Origin of the sequence: Actinomadura logoneensis, from assembly GCF_003428695.1 — a bacterium.
GTDB classification, from domain to species: domain Bacteria; phylum Actinomycetota; class Actinomycetes; order Streptosporangiales; family Streptosporangiaceae; genus Spirillospora; species Spirillospora logoneensis.
The window spans coordinates 1-14,693 of sequence record NZ_QURH01000269.1 but is presented as its reverse complement, the minus strand read 5'-3'; the positions used below and the strand labels follow the sequence as shown (position 1 = coordinate 14,693).

Annotated in this window: 11 protein-coding genes; 5 read left to right on the top strand and 6 right to left on the bottom strand. The window is 73.6% G+C overall.

Translation table 11 applies throughout. The features are described from left to right. Positions 1 to 21 precede the first annotated feature (21 nt). Complete coding sequence (locus tag DZF91_RS15975; RefSeq protein WP_117358257.1) at positions 22 to 624, bottom strand: dTDP-4-dehydrorhamnose 3,5-epimerase family protein; 603 nt, start codon at positions 622 to 624, stop codon at positions 22 to 24. Positions 625 to 671: 47 nt separating this feature from the next. Between DZF91_RS15975 and DZF91_RS15970 the strand changes: the two genes are divergently transcribed. Then, a complete protein-coding gene (locus tag DZF91_RS15970) occupies positions 672 to 1,754 on the top strand; it encodes a YncE family protein (protein ID WP_147341173.1) in 1,083 nt (360 codons plus the stop codon). On the opposite strand, the gene DZF91_RS15965 is transcribed toward DZF91_RS15970, so the two are convergent. Further along, positions 1,698 to 3,128: an O-antigen ligase family protein gene (locus tag DZF91_RS15965; protein WP_117358255.1), complete on the bottom strand. Its 1,431-nt coding sequence runs from the start codon at positions 3,126 to 3,128 to the stop codon at positions 1,698 to 1,700. The two genes, DZF91_RS15970 and DZF91_RS15965, sit on opposite strands and share 57 nt — an antisense overlap. 47 nt (positions 3,129 to 3,175) lie before the next feature. On the opposite strand from DZF91_RS15965, the gene DZF91_RS15960 reads away from it, so the two are divergent. Continuing rightward, positions 3,176 to 4,084: a sulfotransferase gene (locus DZF91_RS15960; RefSeq protein WP_117358254.1), complete on the top strand. Its 909-nt coding sequence runs from the start codon at positions 3,176 to 3,178 to the stop codon at positions 4,082 to 4,084. 30 nt (positions 4,085 to 4,114) lie between these two features. Here DZF91_RS15960 and DZF91_RS15955 read toward each other — a convergent pair whose 3' ends face one another. After that, positions 4,115 to 5,869: a right-handed parallel beta-helix repeat-containing protein gene (locus tag DZF91_RS15955; RefSeq protein ID WP_147341172.1), complete on the bottom strand. Its 1,755-nt coding sequence runs from the start codon at positions 5,867 to 5,869 to the stop codon at positions 4,115 to 4,117. Between the two features lie 3 nt (positions 5,870 to 5,872). Next, positions 5,873 to 6,445, bottom strand: a complete 573-nt coding sequence (locus tag DZF91_RS15950) for a hypothetical protein (protein ID WP_117358252.1) — start codon at positions 6,443 to 6,445, stop codon at positions 5,873 to 5,875. Between the two features lie 211 nt (positions 6,446 to 6,656). On the opposite strand from DZF91_RS15950, the gene DZF91_RS15945 reads away from it, so the two are divergent. Both DZF91_RS15945 and DZF91_RS15940 read left to right on the top strand, forming a co-directional pair. Then, positions 6,657 to 9,956: a LamG-like jellyroll fold domain-containing protein gene (locus tag DZF91_RS15945; RefSeq protein WP_117358251.1), complete on the top strand. Its 3,300-nt coding sequence runs from the start codon at positions 6,657 to 6,659 to the stop codon at positions 9,954 to 9,956. Between the two features lie 262 nt (positions 9,957 to 10,218). Continuing rightward, complete coding sequence (locus DZF91_RS15940; protein WP_147341171.1) at positions 10,219 to 11,847, top strand: PQQ-binding-like beta-propeller repeat protein; 1,629 nt, start codon at positions 10,219 to 10,221, stop codon at positions 11,845 to 11,847. A gap of 89 nt (positions 11,848 to 11,936) precedes the next feature. Here the strand turns inward: DZF91_RS15940 and DZF91_RS15935 are convergent, their stop codons facing one another. Both DZF91_RS15935 and DZF91_RS15930 read right to left on the bottom strand, forming a co-directional pair. Further along, the gene (locus DZF91_RS15935; RefSeq protein ID WP_147341170.1) at positions 11,937 to 12,857 is read right to left on the bottom strand and encodes a phosphotransferase; all 921 of its coding nucleotides are present in this window, start codon (positions 12,855 to 12,857) and stop codon (positions 11,937 to 11,939) included. A 35-nt stretch (positions 12,858 to 12,892) separates the two neighbouring features. Next, positions 12,893 to 14,038, bottom strand: a complete 1,146-nt coding sequence (locus DZF91_RS15930; protein ID WP_199486670.1) for a DUF1972 domain-containing protein — start codon at positions 14,036 to 14,038, stop codon at positions 12,893 to 12,895. Positions 14,039 to 14,199: 161 nt separating this feature from the next. On the opposite strand from DZF91_RS15930, the gene DZF91_RS15925 reads away from it, so the two are divergent. Beyond that, on the top strand, positions 14,200 to 14,693 hold a 494-nt coding region (locus tag DZF91_RS15925), incomplete at its 3' end, for a glycosyltransferase (protein WP_328589180.1).

Below are 14,693 nucleotides of genomic sequence, written 5' to 3'. Positions count from 1 at the left end.
CGGTGCGGCGGCGCGGCTCGGCTAGAGGAACGCCGAGCCCAGCTTGTCGTAGTAGGCGAGGCAGTCCTGGTAGTCGGGCAGGAGGCCGGACGCCAGGGCCTCGGCGAGCGAGGGCGCGGCGGCGTCCTTCTCCGACAGCACCGGTTCGACGTCGGCCGGCCAGTCGATGCCGAGGGCCGGGTCGAGCGGGTGGACGCCGTGCTCGCGCGGCGGATTGTAGGTCTCGGAGCACAGGTAGATCGCCGTCGTGTCGTCCTCGAGGGCCAGGAAGGCATGTCCGAGACCCTCGGCGAGGTACATGCAGCGCCGGTTATCCTCGTCCAGCCGGACGGCCTCCGAACGGCCGAAGGTGGGCGAGCCGACGCGCAGGTCGACCACGACGTCGAGCAGCGCGCCGCGCACGCAGGAGATGTACTTGGCCTGGCCCGGCGGCACGTCGGCGAAGTGCACGCCGCGCAGGACGCCGCGGGACGACACCGAGCAGTTCGCCTGCTCCAGCCTCAGGTCGTGACCGAGCCGCTCGCGCAGGGCGTCCGCGCGGAACCACTCGTGGAAGGAGCCTCGGCTGTCGCCGTGAACGCGGGGGGAGACGACGTACGCCCCTTTGATGCCAAGTGGTTCCACATGCGCAAGAATGCCACACGATCGGACGAGGAGAGGCAGGTCACGTCGTGCGATCCAGCACCGGTCCGAGGGCGGTGGGCGCGGGCTTCGTGACGGGAGTCACGGGCCTGGTCGCGGGCCTGGCAGTGGCCGCCGCCGGTCTGGTCTCCGGCGTCGGGGCGGCCCCTGCCGCCGCCGCGCCGGCCCCGGTCCCGACCTCGTCCCCGCAGCCGTCGGTGGCGTTCCGGGCCGCGGACGCGCGGCTCTCCGACCCCGGCGCCCTGGCCCGCGGCATCGCCCATCCGGACGTCTGGTGGACGCTGGACGCCCGCGGGCACCGCCTGTTCGCGGTCGGCGACGACGGGAGGACCAGGGCGTCGTTCACCGTCCCGGCCGCGCGCGGCTGGGACACGCTCGCCGTCGTCAAGGGCGACGGCGGCGCGGGCACCCTCTACCTGGCCGACCTCGACGCCGGGGGCGCCCGGCACGACACCCTCACCCTCTACCGCGTGCCGGAACCGGCCAAGCTCGCCGACGCCGCGCTCACCGCCAGGAAGTACCAGGTCAGCTACCCGGACGGCGCGCACGAAGCGGGCACGGTCCTCGGCGACCCGGCCGAGCAGCGGCTCTACGTCGTGACCCGGACGGCCACGGCCGCGTCGGTGTACGCGCTGCCCGCCGCGCTCGGCTCGCGGGTGGGGAACCGGCTGACGCGGGTGCGGCGGCTGCCGTTCGGGGTGCGCGGCGGCGCGTTCGCCCCGGACGGACGCGTCGTCCTGCGCGGCACGGGCGACGTCCGGGTGCTCGCCGGCATCCGCGACAAGGTCGTCCAGGTGCTGCGCACCGGCGCGAAGGGCGACGCGGTCGCCGTCGCCCCCGACGGGCGGCGGGTGCTGATCGCCGAGAACGGCTCCCGGCCGCGCGTGCTCGCGCTGCCCCTCTCCGGGACGGCGCGTCCGTCGTCGGCCGGACGGACCGCCCCGGCGCCCGAGAACGGCACGGGCGGCTCCGACCCGTCCGGGGACTACAGCCCTCCGAAACAGGGTCTGCCGGGCGGCCTGCTCGGCACCGGCTCGCTCGCCGGGCTCGCCCTGCTAGGGCTGGTGGGAGCGGGTTTCTATCTGCGGGGCAGGCGGCGGGTCCGCGACTGAGACCCGCGGGTGCGGGCCGTCCGGGTGCGGGCCGGCCCAGGGGGAGTCGTCCCAGTGCGGGCCGTCCCAGTGCGGGCCGTCCTGGTGCGGGCCGTCCTGGTGCGGGCCGGTCGTCCGGAGCCGGCCGCGGCGCAGCGACTCGGCGCCCGCGACCAGGAGCAGCAGCCAGATGCCCGACACGTTCGCGGGCATCGCCAGGCCCTCGGTGGTGATGCCGTCCACCAGGAAGAACGCCAGGATGCCGAGCAGCGTGCCCGCGTCGCCGCGCAGCTCGCGGCGCCGGACGAGCGTGACCAGCACGGTGCCGAGCGTCAGCAGCAGCACCACGAACAGCGCCGTGCCGACCGTCCCGTTGTCGACGAGGGCGTTGACGAACGCGTTGTGGCCGCCGCCGAGCCCGATGTCCTGGAGGAACAGTCCGCGCGAGGCGCCCAGCCCGTGCCCGAAGATCGGCTTCTCCCGGTAGGCGCGCATCGCGAGCGACCACAGGTCGGTGCGCGAGTTCAGCGACGCCAGCTTGTCGGCCGACTCGCCGCGCGCCACGAAGTTCATGATCTTCTCGGAGAAGGCGAGCACCCCGACCGCGCCGACGGCCCCGCCCAGCACGACCAGGTCGATCCGGCCGCGCGGACCGCGCGCGGTCGCCATCAGGACCACCAGCCCGGCCGCCGCGCCCGCCGCCGCCCCGCGCGTGCCGGTCGCGACGAGCGCTCCGAGCAGCACCAGCAGGACGCCCGCGTACACCAGGGGCGGCCAGCCGACCGCGCGCTCGCCGTCCCGGCGTCCCCGGACCAGCAGCCCGAACACCAGCAGCACCGCGATGCCCAGGTACACGCCCGCGATCACCGGGTGCACGTACAGCCAGTTGAACCGGGTGAGGGTCTGCGGCGTCCGGGGGAAGGGGTGCGCCGCGCCGATCGCGACCGACGCCAGCACCACGATCACGAACGCGTGCGCGAGCCGGTGCAGGTCGGCGATCGTGGCGCGGGTCGCCAGCACCTGGACGAGCGCCATCGTGATCATCAGCTGGACGCCGCGGACCGCGCCGAGCGCCATGAACGGCGACCACAGCGCCGACATCGCCACGTACCCGGTGAAGGCCCACGCGGCGAACAGCAGCCCGGTCGTCCGCCGGACCGGCGGCCGGAGCCCGAACCGCAGGTACAGGTAGAGCGCGGCGAGGCCGTAGACCCCGATCTCCACGAAGACGGTCAGGTCGGGGCTGCCGCCGACCGTCTCGTCCACCGGACGGCTGCGCAGCTTGTAGTCGCTGGCCAGCATCAACGCCAGCGGCAGGAGCACGGCCCAGCGGCGGCCCGGTTCGAGGACCACGGCGGGGCGGGGCACGGCCGGGCGGGGGAAGAGGGAAGGCATCGCTCCCACAGGATAGGCGGGGTCGCGCGCGCAACTACGCTGTGAGCGTGAATCGCGACCTCCTCCCCGAACCCGTCATCGGCGCCGGCCGCACCCTGATCCGCCGCTACGGAATGACGACCGCCGCCCTCCGGCCGGGTCCCGACTTCCTGCTGATCGGGGCGAAACGGGGCGGCTCGACGTCGCTGTACTACGGCCTGCTCGAACACCCGCGGATCATGCCGCTGTTCCCGAGCGCCCGGCTGCTGCCGAAGCGGAACGACACCAAGGGCGTCCACTACTTCGACTCGCACTACGACGAGGGCGAGTCCTGGTACCGGTCGCACTTCCCGTCCCTCGCCGCGCGGCGCGCCGCGGCCAAGCGCGCGGGCGGTCCGGTCGTGGTGGGGGAGGGCTCGCCCTACTACCTGTTCCACCCGCTCGCCGCCGAGCGGGCCGGGCACGACGTCCCGGACACCAGGATCCTGCTCATCCTGCGCGATCCGGTCGAGCGGGCGTTCTCGCACTACCGGGAGCGCCGCCGCCAGCACGCCGAGGAGCTGGCGACCTTCGAGGACGCCCTCGCCGCCGAGGCCGACCGGCTGGCGGGCGAGGAGGAGAAGATCCGCACCGTCCCGGGCTACCGCAGCTACGCGCACGAGCAGCAGTCGTACCGGGCGCAGAGCGAGTACGCCCCGCACCTGCGCCGCTGGCTGCTGCACTTCCCGCCCGAGCGCGTGCACGTCCTGGTGGCCGAGGAGTTCTACGCCGACCAGCAGAGCGCCATCGACGGGGTCGCGTCGTTCCTGGGCCTGCCCTCGGCGCCGCTGCCCAAGGCCGCGTCCAAGGTGTGGAACCCCGCGCCCAGCGCCGAGCTGAAGGACTCCACCCGCCGCGCCCTGGCGGAGCACTACGCCCCGTTCAACGCCGACCTCGAGAAGCTCCTCGGCCGCGAGCTCCCCTGGACCAAGCCCTGAGCGGGCGCGGTTCCTGAGCGGGAGCGGCTTTCAGGAGCGCCAGGCGCCCTGGTGGACGGACCCGGCGGGCTTGCCGACGAGCGCGGCGACGTCGGCCGGGAGCGGCAGCGGGTTCCTGCTCCGTTCCTGGCCGGTGGCGTCGCGGAAGGCGTTCTTGTCCTCGTAGCTCTTCGGGTCGCCCCGGTCGGTGGGCCAGACGACCATCACGCGCGGTTCGCCGGAGCGGGTGCGCGTGTAGGCGTTGCCGTTCACCGTGAGGCCGATCTGGGACGCGGCGCGCAGGTGCGTGGTGTCCTCGACGCAGAGCAGGCAGCCCGATCCGGGGCGGCCGAGCGCGATGAGGTTGTCGGCGATCGTGATCCTGCCGATCCGCCAGGTCATCGCCCGGTCCGGCGGGCGGCGGGGGTCCCGGCCGGTGGCGTGCGCCGGGGCGGACGGGTCGTCGGCCCGGTGGTCCTGGATGATGTGCAGGTCGCGGCCGTTGCGGGTCAGGGTGTTGTTCCACACCCGGACCTCGGAGGTGTCGTTGATCTTCAGGCCGTCGGCCCCGTTGTCGCCCACCACGTTGTCGGCGACCACCGCCTGCGCGCACAGCTCCAGCACCAGGCCGTGGTCGGTGTTGCGGACGACGCGCAGGCCCGTGGCGGTGATGTTCTGCACGGACTCGTCGAACCAGAGGCCCTTGCCGCGGTTGTCGGCGACCACGCCGCCGACCACCGCGACCTTCCGCGACCGGGTGATCTTGATGCCGCCGGCGACCGGCGCGGGCCGGAAGTGCTCGGTGTTGTTGCCCCGCGCGAGGACGTTCTCCATCCGCAGGTCGTCGGCGTAGTTGGCGTGCATGCCGAGCATTCCGGCGCGCAGCGAGGTGATCCGGCGCAGCCGCGCGTGCGGGGCGTCCACCGACAGGCCCGTGGACGCCGAGTCGGTGACCGTGAGGTTCTCGACCGTGGAGTTCGCGCCGAGCACCTTCACCGAGCCGAGCTGCGGGATGGACGTGGCGTACCGGCGGACGCCGATGCCGCGCAGCACCGAGCCCGCGCCCCGCAGCGTGACCGCCTCCTGGAGCGTCGCGGCGCGCACCTCGTGGCCGGACGGGTCGGACCCGAGCAGCAGCCGCTCGCGCCCCTCGTCCACGTAGAACGTGCCCGGCCGGACCTCCCCGGCGGACGCGACCTGCCGCTGCGCGACGCCGTCCACCCACACCTGCTCGGGGTGCGAGGCCATCGGGTAGGTCGGGTCGAGGAAGCGGAAGGCGGGGTGGGAGCCGTCCTCGGAGCCCTTGGTGTAGCTCGGGCTGGAGTCGAAGTGGTAGGTCCAGCCCACCGTCCACACGGCCCCGGACCGCCGCCACCCGGTCATGCGCGAGCTGCCGTCCAGCCACACCGCCTCGCCGGGGTGCGCCTGGATCGTGAGCCGCCGTCCTTCGGGGACGGTCACGGACTCGTGGTAGACGCCGCGCCGCAGCACGATCGTGCCGCCGTCGCGGGCGCGGGCGATCGCGGCGGCGAGGGTGCGCAGCGGCGCGGACGGCGTCCCGGCGGCGCGGTCGCCGCCGTTCGGCGCGACGATCACGGCGCCGTGCGGGACCTTGTAGGAGGTGTGCCCGACGGGCAGCGAGCCCGCGCCCGCCTCGGCCTGGGCGGCGGGTGCGGTGTTGATGGGGCGGGGGTCGCCGACCAGCTCGTTCCTGGACGCCTCACGCCATCCGAGAACGCCCGCCGCGCCGAGCGGGACGGCGAGCGCGGCGGCCATTCCCACCCGGGCCAAACGGCTGGTACCCATGGGCTAGGGGTGGATCGCGCCGGTGAAGAGGGCGGTCTTGTGCTTGCCGTCGAACGAGACGCCGAGCATGACCGACTTGTACCCCTGACTCGGCAGGTCGAACGCGTACGAGGCGGTTTTGCTCCCTCCGGGTGAGACCACCCCATAGAAGTCGTTCAGGTTGGCGTACGAGGTCGGGCTCGCGGTCCGCTTGGCCGGCCCGTACTTCGCCACCACCCGCACCCCGTTCAGGTCGAGCGGCTGCCCCGACCCGTTGCTGAACTTCAGCGTGAAGATGGTGAGGGTGCGGCCGGTGACCTCGCCCGGCCCCTTCTTGGTGTTCTTCACGTACCGGACGCCGCTCACCGCGACCGTGACCTTGTCGCTGTAGGTGACCGGCTTCTTCAGCCCGCCCGACACCGCGACGGCCTTCGCGCCCGGCGCGGCGTTGGTCTGCGTCTCCGGCTGCTCGGTGGGCGGCGGGGGCGGCGCTCCCGGCTTGGCGTCCTTCTTCTTCTCCGATGAGCAGCCGGTCAGCGCCAGCGCCACGGCCAGCACCGCGACCGGGGCCGCGCGGAGTGCACGCGGGACGGTCATTGGGGACTCCTCGCAGGTCGGGGGCGTGCCATGGCCGCGAGCCATGGTCGGAGAGGTCGTACGAGTCTAGGCGGACGGGTGGGAGCGCCGGTCACGATTAAGGCGCATTGCCACCGTTGTCGGCGGCCTTCCTCCCGGTTGTCGTTAACCTAACGGTTACTTCTGGGGCTGTTGTCACGCCCCGCTCCCTTCTTGCGGAGGATCCCAGCTTGTGAATGTTCGTCTGAAGCGACGACTCCCCGCGCGCCCGTCCCGGAGAGCGACCCCCCGCCTGTCGCGGCGCAGCGCCGCGCTCGCCGGCGGCGTCGCCCTGGTGACCGCCGTCGGGGGCGCGTTCGTCCTCGCCGACCCGCACCACTCCGCCACCGTGGCGAGCACCGCCGCCGACTCGGCCGCCACCCCGCCCACCGTCAGCGCGGACCCGCTTCCGACCTGGCAGGTCAACGGCGTCGTCTGGAGCATGGCGACCGTCGGCGACACGGTCTACGCGACCGGCAAGTTCACCAAGGCGCGCCCGCCGGGCGCGGGCCCCGGGCAGCAGGAGGTGGACCGGGCGAACCTGCTGGCGTTCAGCCTGAGCACCGGCGACCTGGTGAAGTCCTTCGACCACACGCTGAACGGCCAGGGGCTGCGCGTGGTGGCGTCGCCGGACGGCAAGCGGGTCTACGTCGGCGGCGAGTTCACCGCCGTGGACGGCAAGCCGCACACCCGCCTGGCGGCCTTCGACACCGCCACCGGCGCGCTCGTGGACGCCTTCAAGCCGGACGTGTCCAACGTCGTGCGCGGCATCGCCGCGACCGACTCGACCGTCTACTTCGGCGGCAACTTCTTCAACGTCAACGGCCAGGGCCGCACGCGGCTCGCGGCGGTCAAGGCGTCCGACGGCTCGAACGTGGCCTGGACGCCGAAGGCGGACGACGACGAGGTGTTCGCCCTCGCCATCGCGCCCAAGGGCGGCGTCCTGGTCGGCGGGCGGTTCCAGACGCTGAACGGCGAGCCGCACGTCGGCGTCGGCCAGATCGACCCGACGAGCGGCGCGACGCTGCCGTTCGAGGCGCGGCCCATCCCGTCGCGGCAGGGGGAGTCCTTCTCCTACGTCACCGACCTGCAGGTGCAGGGCGACACGGTGTTCGGCGCGGCCGACGGCGAGGGCCACCACTGGTTCGACGGCCGGTTCGCCGCCAAGGCCGACGACGGCAGGCTCGTCTGGCTGGACAACTGCTACGGCGCGACCTACTCGATGCTGCCGCGCGGCAAGACCATCTACAGCGTCTCGCACGCGCACGACTGCACCTCGACGGGTGACTTCCGCGAGACCAAACCCGTCACCTGGCACCGGACGCTCGCCGAGACCGCCGACGCGACCGGCGTCGACCACTCCGCGCCGGGCAGCAACAGCAACTACGACCGGCAGCCGATCCCGAGCCTGATGCACTGGTTCCCGACCCTGCTGGCCGGCACGTTCACCGGCCAGGGGCAGGCCGCCTGGGCGATCACCGGCAACGACGACTACATCGCGCTCGGCGGCGAGTTCCCGAGCGTGAACGGCAACGCGCAGCAGGGCCTCGTCCGGTTCGCGAGCCGGGCCAAGGCGCCGAACAAGTCCGCGCCGCGTCCGGACGGGTTCGCCAACCCGGCCGCGCCGACCGCGACGCCGCTGCCCGGCGGCCGGGTCCGCGTGAGCTGGCAGGCCACGTGGGACATGGACGACCCCGCGCTCACCTACGACGTGTACCGGGACGGCGGCGACAAACCGGTCGGCTCGATCACCCGGACCGCGACGTTCTGGAAGCGCCCGACGGTCGCGTTCGTCGACAAGACGGCCGCGCCCGGCGTCGACCACACCTACTACGTCAAGGTCAAGGACCCGTCCGGCAACTCGACCCGCAGCGCGGTGTCCAACGCGGCCAGGCCCGGCGACGGCAAGGTCGGCTCGTACCCGGACCTCGTCGCGGCCGACGGCCCGGCGGGCTACTGGCGGCTGGACGAGGCGTCCGGGAAGGTCATGGACTACGCGGGCGGCGGCGACCTGGCCGCCGGCTCCGGCGTGGACCGGACGGCGCAGGGCGCGATCGCCGGAGACGACGACACCGCCGGGACCTTCGACGGCTCGTCCGGCGGGACGGCCGGGGGCGCGCTCACACCCAACCCGGACGATCTGACCGTGGAGGCGTGGGTCAAGACCACGTCCTCCTCCGGCGGGAAGATCATCGGGCTCGGTGACCGGACGTCCGGCAACAGCTCGTCCTACGACCGGCACCTGTACATGACCGACGACGGCGCGGTGATGTTCGGCGTGTACGACGGCAAGGCCAAGACGGTGCGCAGCAAGTCCGGGCTCAACGACGGCAAGTGGCACCACGTCGCCGGGACGCTGAGCCCCACCGCGGGCATGAAGCTGTTCGTGGACGGCGAGCAGCAGGCCGCCGACCCGGACACCACGTTCGGGCAGAACTTCGACGGCTACTGGCGCATCGGCGGCGACAACCTCTCCGGCTGGCCGTCGGCGCCGAGCAGCGCGTACTTCAAGGGCGCCATCGACGAGGTGGCGTACTACCCGTCCGCGCTGTCCTCCGCCGACCTGCACCGGCACTTCGCGATCGGGTCCGGGCTGGAGAAGCCGAACGTGCCGCCGGTCGCGACGTTCAAGCCGGCCTGCGCGCAGCTCTCCTGCACGTTCGACGCGGCCGAGTCGGCCGACTCCGACGGCACGATCAAGTCCTACAGCTGGGACTTCGGCGACAAGACGACCGGCACCGGCGTGAAGCCCGTCCACCTGTACCAGGCGGCCGGGAGCTACACGGTCAAGCTGAAGGTCACCGACGACAAGGACGTCTCGACCGAGTACACCGGGTCCGTCGCGGTCAAGCCGCAGAACCTGGTCACCGACTCGTTCACCCGGACCGTCGCGACCGGCTGGGGCTCCACCACGCCGGGCGGCGCCTGGACGACCTACGGCGGCACGTTCTCCACCAGTGGCGGCGTCGGCTGGATCAAGATGCCCAAGGCCGGCGCGCTCGGCGGGGCCGGGCTGAAGGCGGTGTCGTCCACGAGCAACGACCTGACCTTCCAGGTCTCCGCCGACCGGAACCCCTCCGGCGGGGGCGTCGCGGCCTACGGCACGCCCCGCACGATCTCCGGCGCGGGTGAGTACCGGGCCCGGGTCCGGATGGCGGCGGGCAAGGTCTACCTGCGGCTCAGCCGGACGAACGCGGCCGGGACCGAGACGGCGATCGGCAGTGAGAAGGCGGTGGCGGGCATCACGTTCAAGGCGTGGACCCGGCTGCGGGTGCGCGTCCAGGCCGTCGGGACCGCCCCGACGTCCCTGCGCGCGAAGGTCTGGATCGCCGGCCAGTCCGAGCCGGCCGCGTGGCAGCTGACCGCGACCGACACGACGGCCGCGCTGCAACGCGCGGGCGGCGTGGGCGTCCGGGCCTACACTGCCAAGAACACGGCCGTTCCCGTGCGGCTCTCGCTGGACGACCTGCGCGCGGACCGTCTGGCCCCCTGAGCGGTGCCCGGGACGGCCTCCGGCCGTTTCCGGGCGTCCCTCCGCGTCCGAGGGCGGGTCCCCTTCCGGGGGACTCGCCCTCTTTGCTGCTTCTTCACCGGGATGCCCCGAGCCGAATGCGGACAAGTACTACGATCGCCCACTGACCGTGGTGGCCCGAGGGGCCACCGAAGTCTCCGGGGCACGAGGGAAGCGATTCGTGAGGGCTCACACGCGACCAGATATGTCCACCCGCCGGAACCGCCGGACCCACCGGTCCGGGATGTCCGGCCGCGGGGTCCGCCGCACCGGCGCCGCGCTCGCCGGAGGCGCCGCGCTGCTGGGCGCGGCGTTCGTCCCGGTCGGCTCCGCCACCGCCGACACCGCGCCCCCCGCGGGGACGCCCGCGACGATGAGCGCCGACGCGCTGCCGACCTGGCAGGTGGACGGCGTCGTCTGGAGCATGGCGACCGTCGGCGACACGGTCTACGCGACCGGCAACTTCAGCAAGGCCCGTCCGCCGGGCACCAAGCCGGGCAACGCCAAGGAGGTCACCCGGCAGAACCTGCTGGCGTTCAGCCTGAGCACCGGCAACCTCGTCACGTCGTTCAACCACAGGCTGAACGGCCAGGGGCTGCGCGTGGTGGCGTCACCGGACGGCAAGCGGGTCTACGTCGGCGGCGAGTTCACCACCGTGGACGGCAAGCCGCACAGCCGCCTCGCCGCGTTCGACACCAAGACCGGCAAGCTCGTCGACGCGTTCAAGCCGGTGGTGTCCAACAAGGTCCGCGCCATCGCGGCGACCGGTAGCACGGTGTACTTCGGCGGCAACTTCTTCCATGTCAACGGCAAGGCCCGGACGCGGCTCGCCGCGGTGCGGGCGGCCGACGGCGCGAACATCGACTCCTGGCGTCCGACCGCGGACGACGACGAGGTGTTCGCGCTCGCGCTCGGCCCGGGCGGGAAGACCGTCCTGGTCGGCGGGCGCTTCCAGACCCTCGACGGCCAGAAGCGGGTCGGCGTCGGCGCGGTCCACGCCTCCAACGGCGCGCTCGCACCGTGGCGCAGCCGTCCGATCCCGGCGCGGGAGGGCGACGAGTTCTCCTACGTCACCGACCTGCAGGTGCAGGGCGACACGGTGTTCGGCGCGGCCGACGGCGAGGGCCACCACTGGTTCGACGGCCGGTTCGCCGCCAAGGCGGACGGCGGCGACCTGGTCTGGCTGGACAACTGCTACGGCGCGACCTACTCCATCCTGCCCCTGGGCAAGACGGTCTACAGCGTCTCGCACGCGCACGACTGCACGTCCCTCGGCGCGTTCCGGGAGACCACCCCGCCCACCTGGCACCGCACCCTCGCCGAGACCGCCGTTCCCACCGGCCGCGACCGGGGAGAACCGAGCGAGAACAGCGAGTACCGCAAGCAGCCGACCCCGACCCTGCTGCACTGGTTCCCGACGCTGGCGTCCGGAACGTTCACCAAGCAGTACCAGGGGGCCTGGGCGATCACGGGGAACGCGAACATCGTGGCGCTCGGCGGCGAGTTCCCGAGCGTGAACGGCAAGGCGCAGCAGGGGCTCGTGCGGTTCGCGGTCCGGGCCAAGGCCCCGAACAAGGCGGGCCCGCGCGCGATGGGCGCGCCGCGCGCCTCGTCCTCGTACGGCCGGATCACCGTGCGCTGGACGGCCACCTGGGACATGGACAACGCCGCCCTCACCTACGAGGTCCTGCGGGACGGTGCGACGAAGCCGATCGGCAAGGTGACCAGGACGTCGACGTTCTGGCAGACGCCGTCGCTGAGCTTCACCGACACGTCCGCGCCGAAGGGCTCGCACACCTACAAGATCCGCGTGCGGGACGCGCTGGGGAACACCTACACCACCGCGGCCTCCAAGGCCGTCAAGCGGCGCTGACGCGGTTCTCGCGGCACGTGGGGTGAAGCCGCCGTCCCGGTCTCGTCCGGGGCGGCGGCTTCACCGTCGTGAGAGGTGCGGAGTGCGCGTCAGAGCGTGCGGAGGATGTCCAGCAGGCGCTTGTTGAGGGCCGCGTCGTGGTCTCCGCCGGAGCGGCGCGCGACGCGTCCGGCCCAGAAGGCGGCGGCCTCCGACACGTCGGGCGGCAGCGTTCCGAGCGGGGCGCCGAGGGCGGCGCTCGCGGTCGCGCGGTAGTACACCAGGTCGGCGTGCGGAGGGGCCCAGGCGGCGTCCTCCCAGTCGATCAGCCACGGCAGCCCGCGCCCGCAGACGCGCAGGTTCCACGCGGTGAGGTCGCCGTGCATCGGCAGCCAGTGCCCGGGGACGGCGTCCGGCGTCCGGCCGCTCTCGTCGCCGACGTCCTCCGCGGTCTCCTCCGTGGCCCGCTCGCGCGGCAGGACGGGCGCCAATGCCTCCTGGACGGCCTCGACGACACCGGCGAGGTCGGGCCGCCGGGCGGGACGCGCCGGACGCGGCGGCATCGCCTCGATGACCATCCAGTGGCCGCCCGCCGCCGCGCCGCGGCCCAGCACGACCGGGACGCGGAAGGCCGGGGAGCAGCCGTTCGCGAACGCGCGCAGCGCCCGCTCCTCCCGGTCGAGCTCGTCCGCGTCCGGGCGCACCTTCAGGAACCCGACGGGACGTCCGCCGCGCAGCAGGACGGCCGCGACGCCCGCCCGGGACGCCTGCGGACGCCGGTACACCGCGACGCCGTCGAACCCGCCGACGCCGTCCGCGACGTCCCGCCACAGGGCGGGCCCGCCGGGCGCCTCCCAGACCGTGCGCGGTCCGGGCAGCAGGCGCGGCCCGGCGACCGCCACCGCGCCGTACAGCGCCCACTGCGCGGCCACCGCCGCCGGCTTCGACTTCGTCAGCAGGGAGACCCCGGCGAGCGCCGCGCGGCGCGACGACGTCGGGATGAGAACGTTCCCGGCCCCCGGCGCGGGCACGAAGGCGCCTCGCGGCGACGCGGCGTCCGCGGCCGTCATCTCTTGGGGCGGACGGTGCGGCGGGTGTGGCGGCGGGCCGCGAGGTCCTCGCAGAGCCGCTCGTAGTCGCGGGCGATGTCGTCCCAGACGTAGCGCTCGGCGGCGCGCTTGCGGGCCTCCTCGCCGCGGTCGGCGGCGTGCCCCGGGTCGGCCTCGGCGGCCTCGATCTCGCGCGCCAGCGACTCCGGGTCGGCGAAGAAGCGGCCCGCGTCCTCGCCGAGGACCTCGCGGTTGAAGTTCACGTCGTAGGCGAGCACGGACGCGCCCGCGCCCATCGCGCGCAGCAGGGACGGGTTCGTCCCGCCCACCGAGTGGCCGTGGACGTAGGTGAGCGCGCCCGCGTACAGGGAGTCCAGGAGGTCCTGGTCCCAGACGCCGCCGAGGAAGGTGATGCGGGGGTCGTCGCCGGCGAGCTCGCGCACGCGCGCGGTGTACTCGTCCGCGTAGGGGGCCGACCCGACGACGACCAGCGGCTTGCGGGCCGCGCTGCGCCGGTACCCCTCGACCGCGAGGTGGACGTGGTTCTCCGGCTCGAACCGGGCCACGACCAGGTGGAACCCGCCGGGACGGTAGCCCGCCTCGGCGAGCTTGCCGGTGTCGGCGCCGTCCAGGATCGTCGCGCCGTAGGGGATGAAGACCGACTCCGCGCCGAACTTCTCCCGGTAGTAGTCGCGGATGCCGACCGCGTCGGCGATCAGCGCGTCCGACCAGCGGACGGCCAGCCGCTCGACGGCCAGGTAGTAGCGCCGGCCCGCGCCGCTCCACTTGGTGCGCTTCCACTCCAGGCCGTCCACGTGCGTGGCGACCGGGACGCGCAGGGCCCGCAGCACGGGCAGCAGGGGCGCGTTCGCCGCGTTGAACACCAGCGCCGCGTCCGGGCCGCGCCCGGTCAGCCGGCGGCCCGCGGTGTGCGTGACCGACAGGGCGGTGTGGCTCAGCGTCTCGGCGACCTTCTTCTTCACGGCGGGGAGGTGGACGAGCCGCATCCCGAGATAGGTGCTGTCCGGATGACGCTCACCCCGGCAGTAGACCGTGACCTCGTGCCCCGCGTCCGCGAGCCTGCGGCCGATCTCCTCGATGGCGGTCTCGAAGCCGCCGTAGCGTGCCGGAACACCTCGGGTGCCGATCATGGCGATGCGCACGGGGGGAGCCTCCGATGGTTCGATTGCGGTCCCTGCGGCTGTCCGGGCCCGGTGGGGAGGCCGGACGGACCTCGCGCGTCCAGGGTTAAACCAGAGTTAATGTGAGCGTTACGGGTGTGTCTGTTCTATCAAAGCCCGGCAGGTGCGGCGGAAGGGGAAGTGTGGGGGAGCGGGAAACCAGACCTGTGGTGGTGCTGGCGCATCCGTCACCGGACCTCTACGGCTCCGACCGGATGCTCGTCGAATCCGTCCGGGGTCTCGCCCGTGACCGGAGCGTCCTTGTGACGCTACCCGCCGAAGGCCCGCTCTCGCAGGCGCTTCGGGACGCGGGCGCCCGGGTGGAGGTGCTGCCCGTACCCGTCCTGCGCAAGTCTTGTATGACCCCCGCGGGCATGGTGCGGCTCGCCCTCGGAACGGCCCGCGCGCTGCCCGCGGCCTGGCGGCTCCTGCGCCGCGAGCGCGCCGCCGCCCTCTACGTCAACACGGTGACGATCCCGTTGTGGCTGGTCGCGGCCCGGCTCGCCCGCGTTCCGGCGCTCTGCCACGTGCACGAGGCCGAGGACGGCGTGCCCGCCCCGGTGCGCGCCGCCCTGGCCGCGCCGCTGCGCCTCGCCCGGTCGGTGGTCGTCAACAGCCGCGCCAGCGCCGCCGCGCT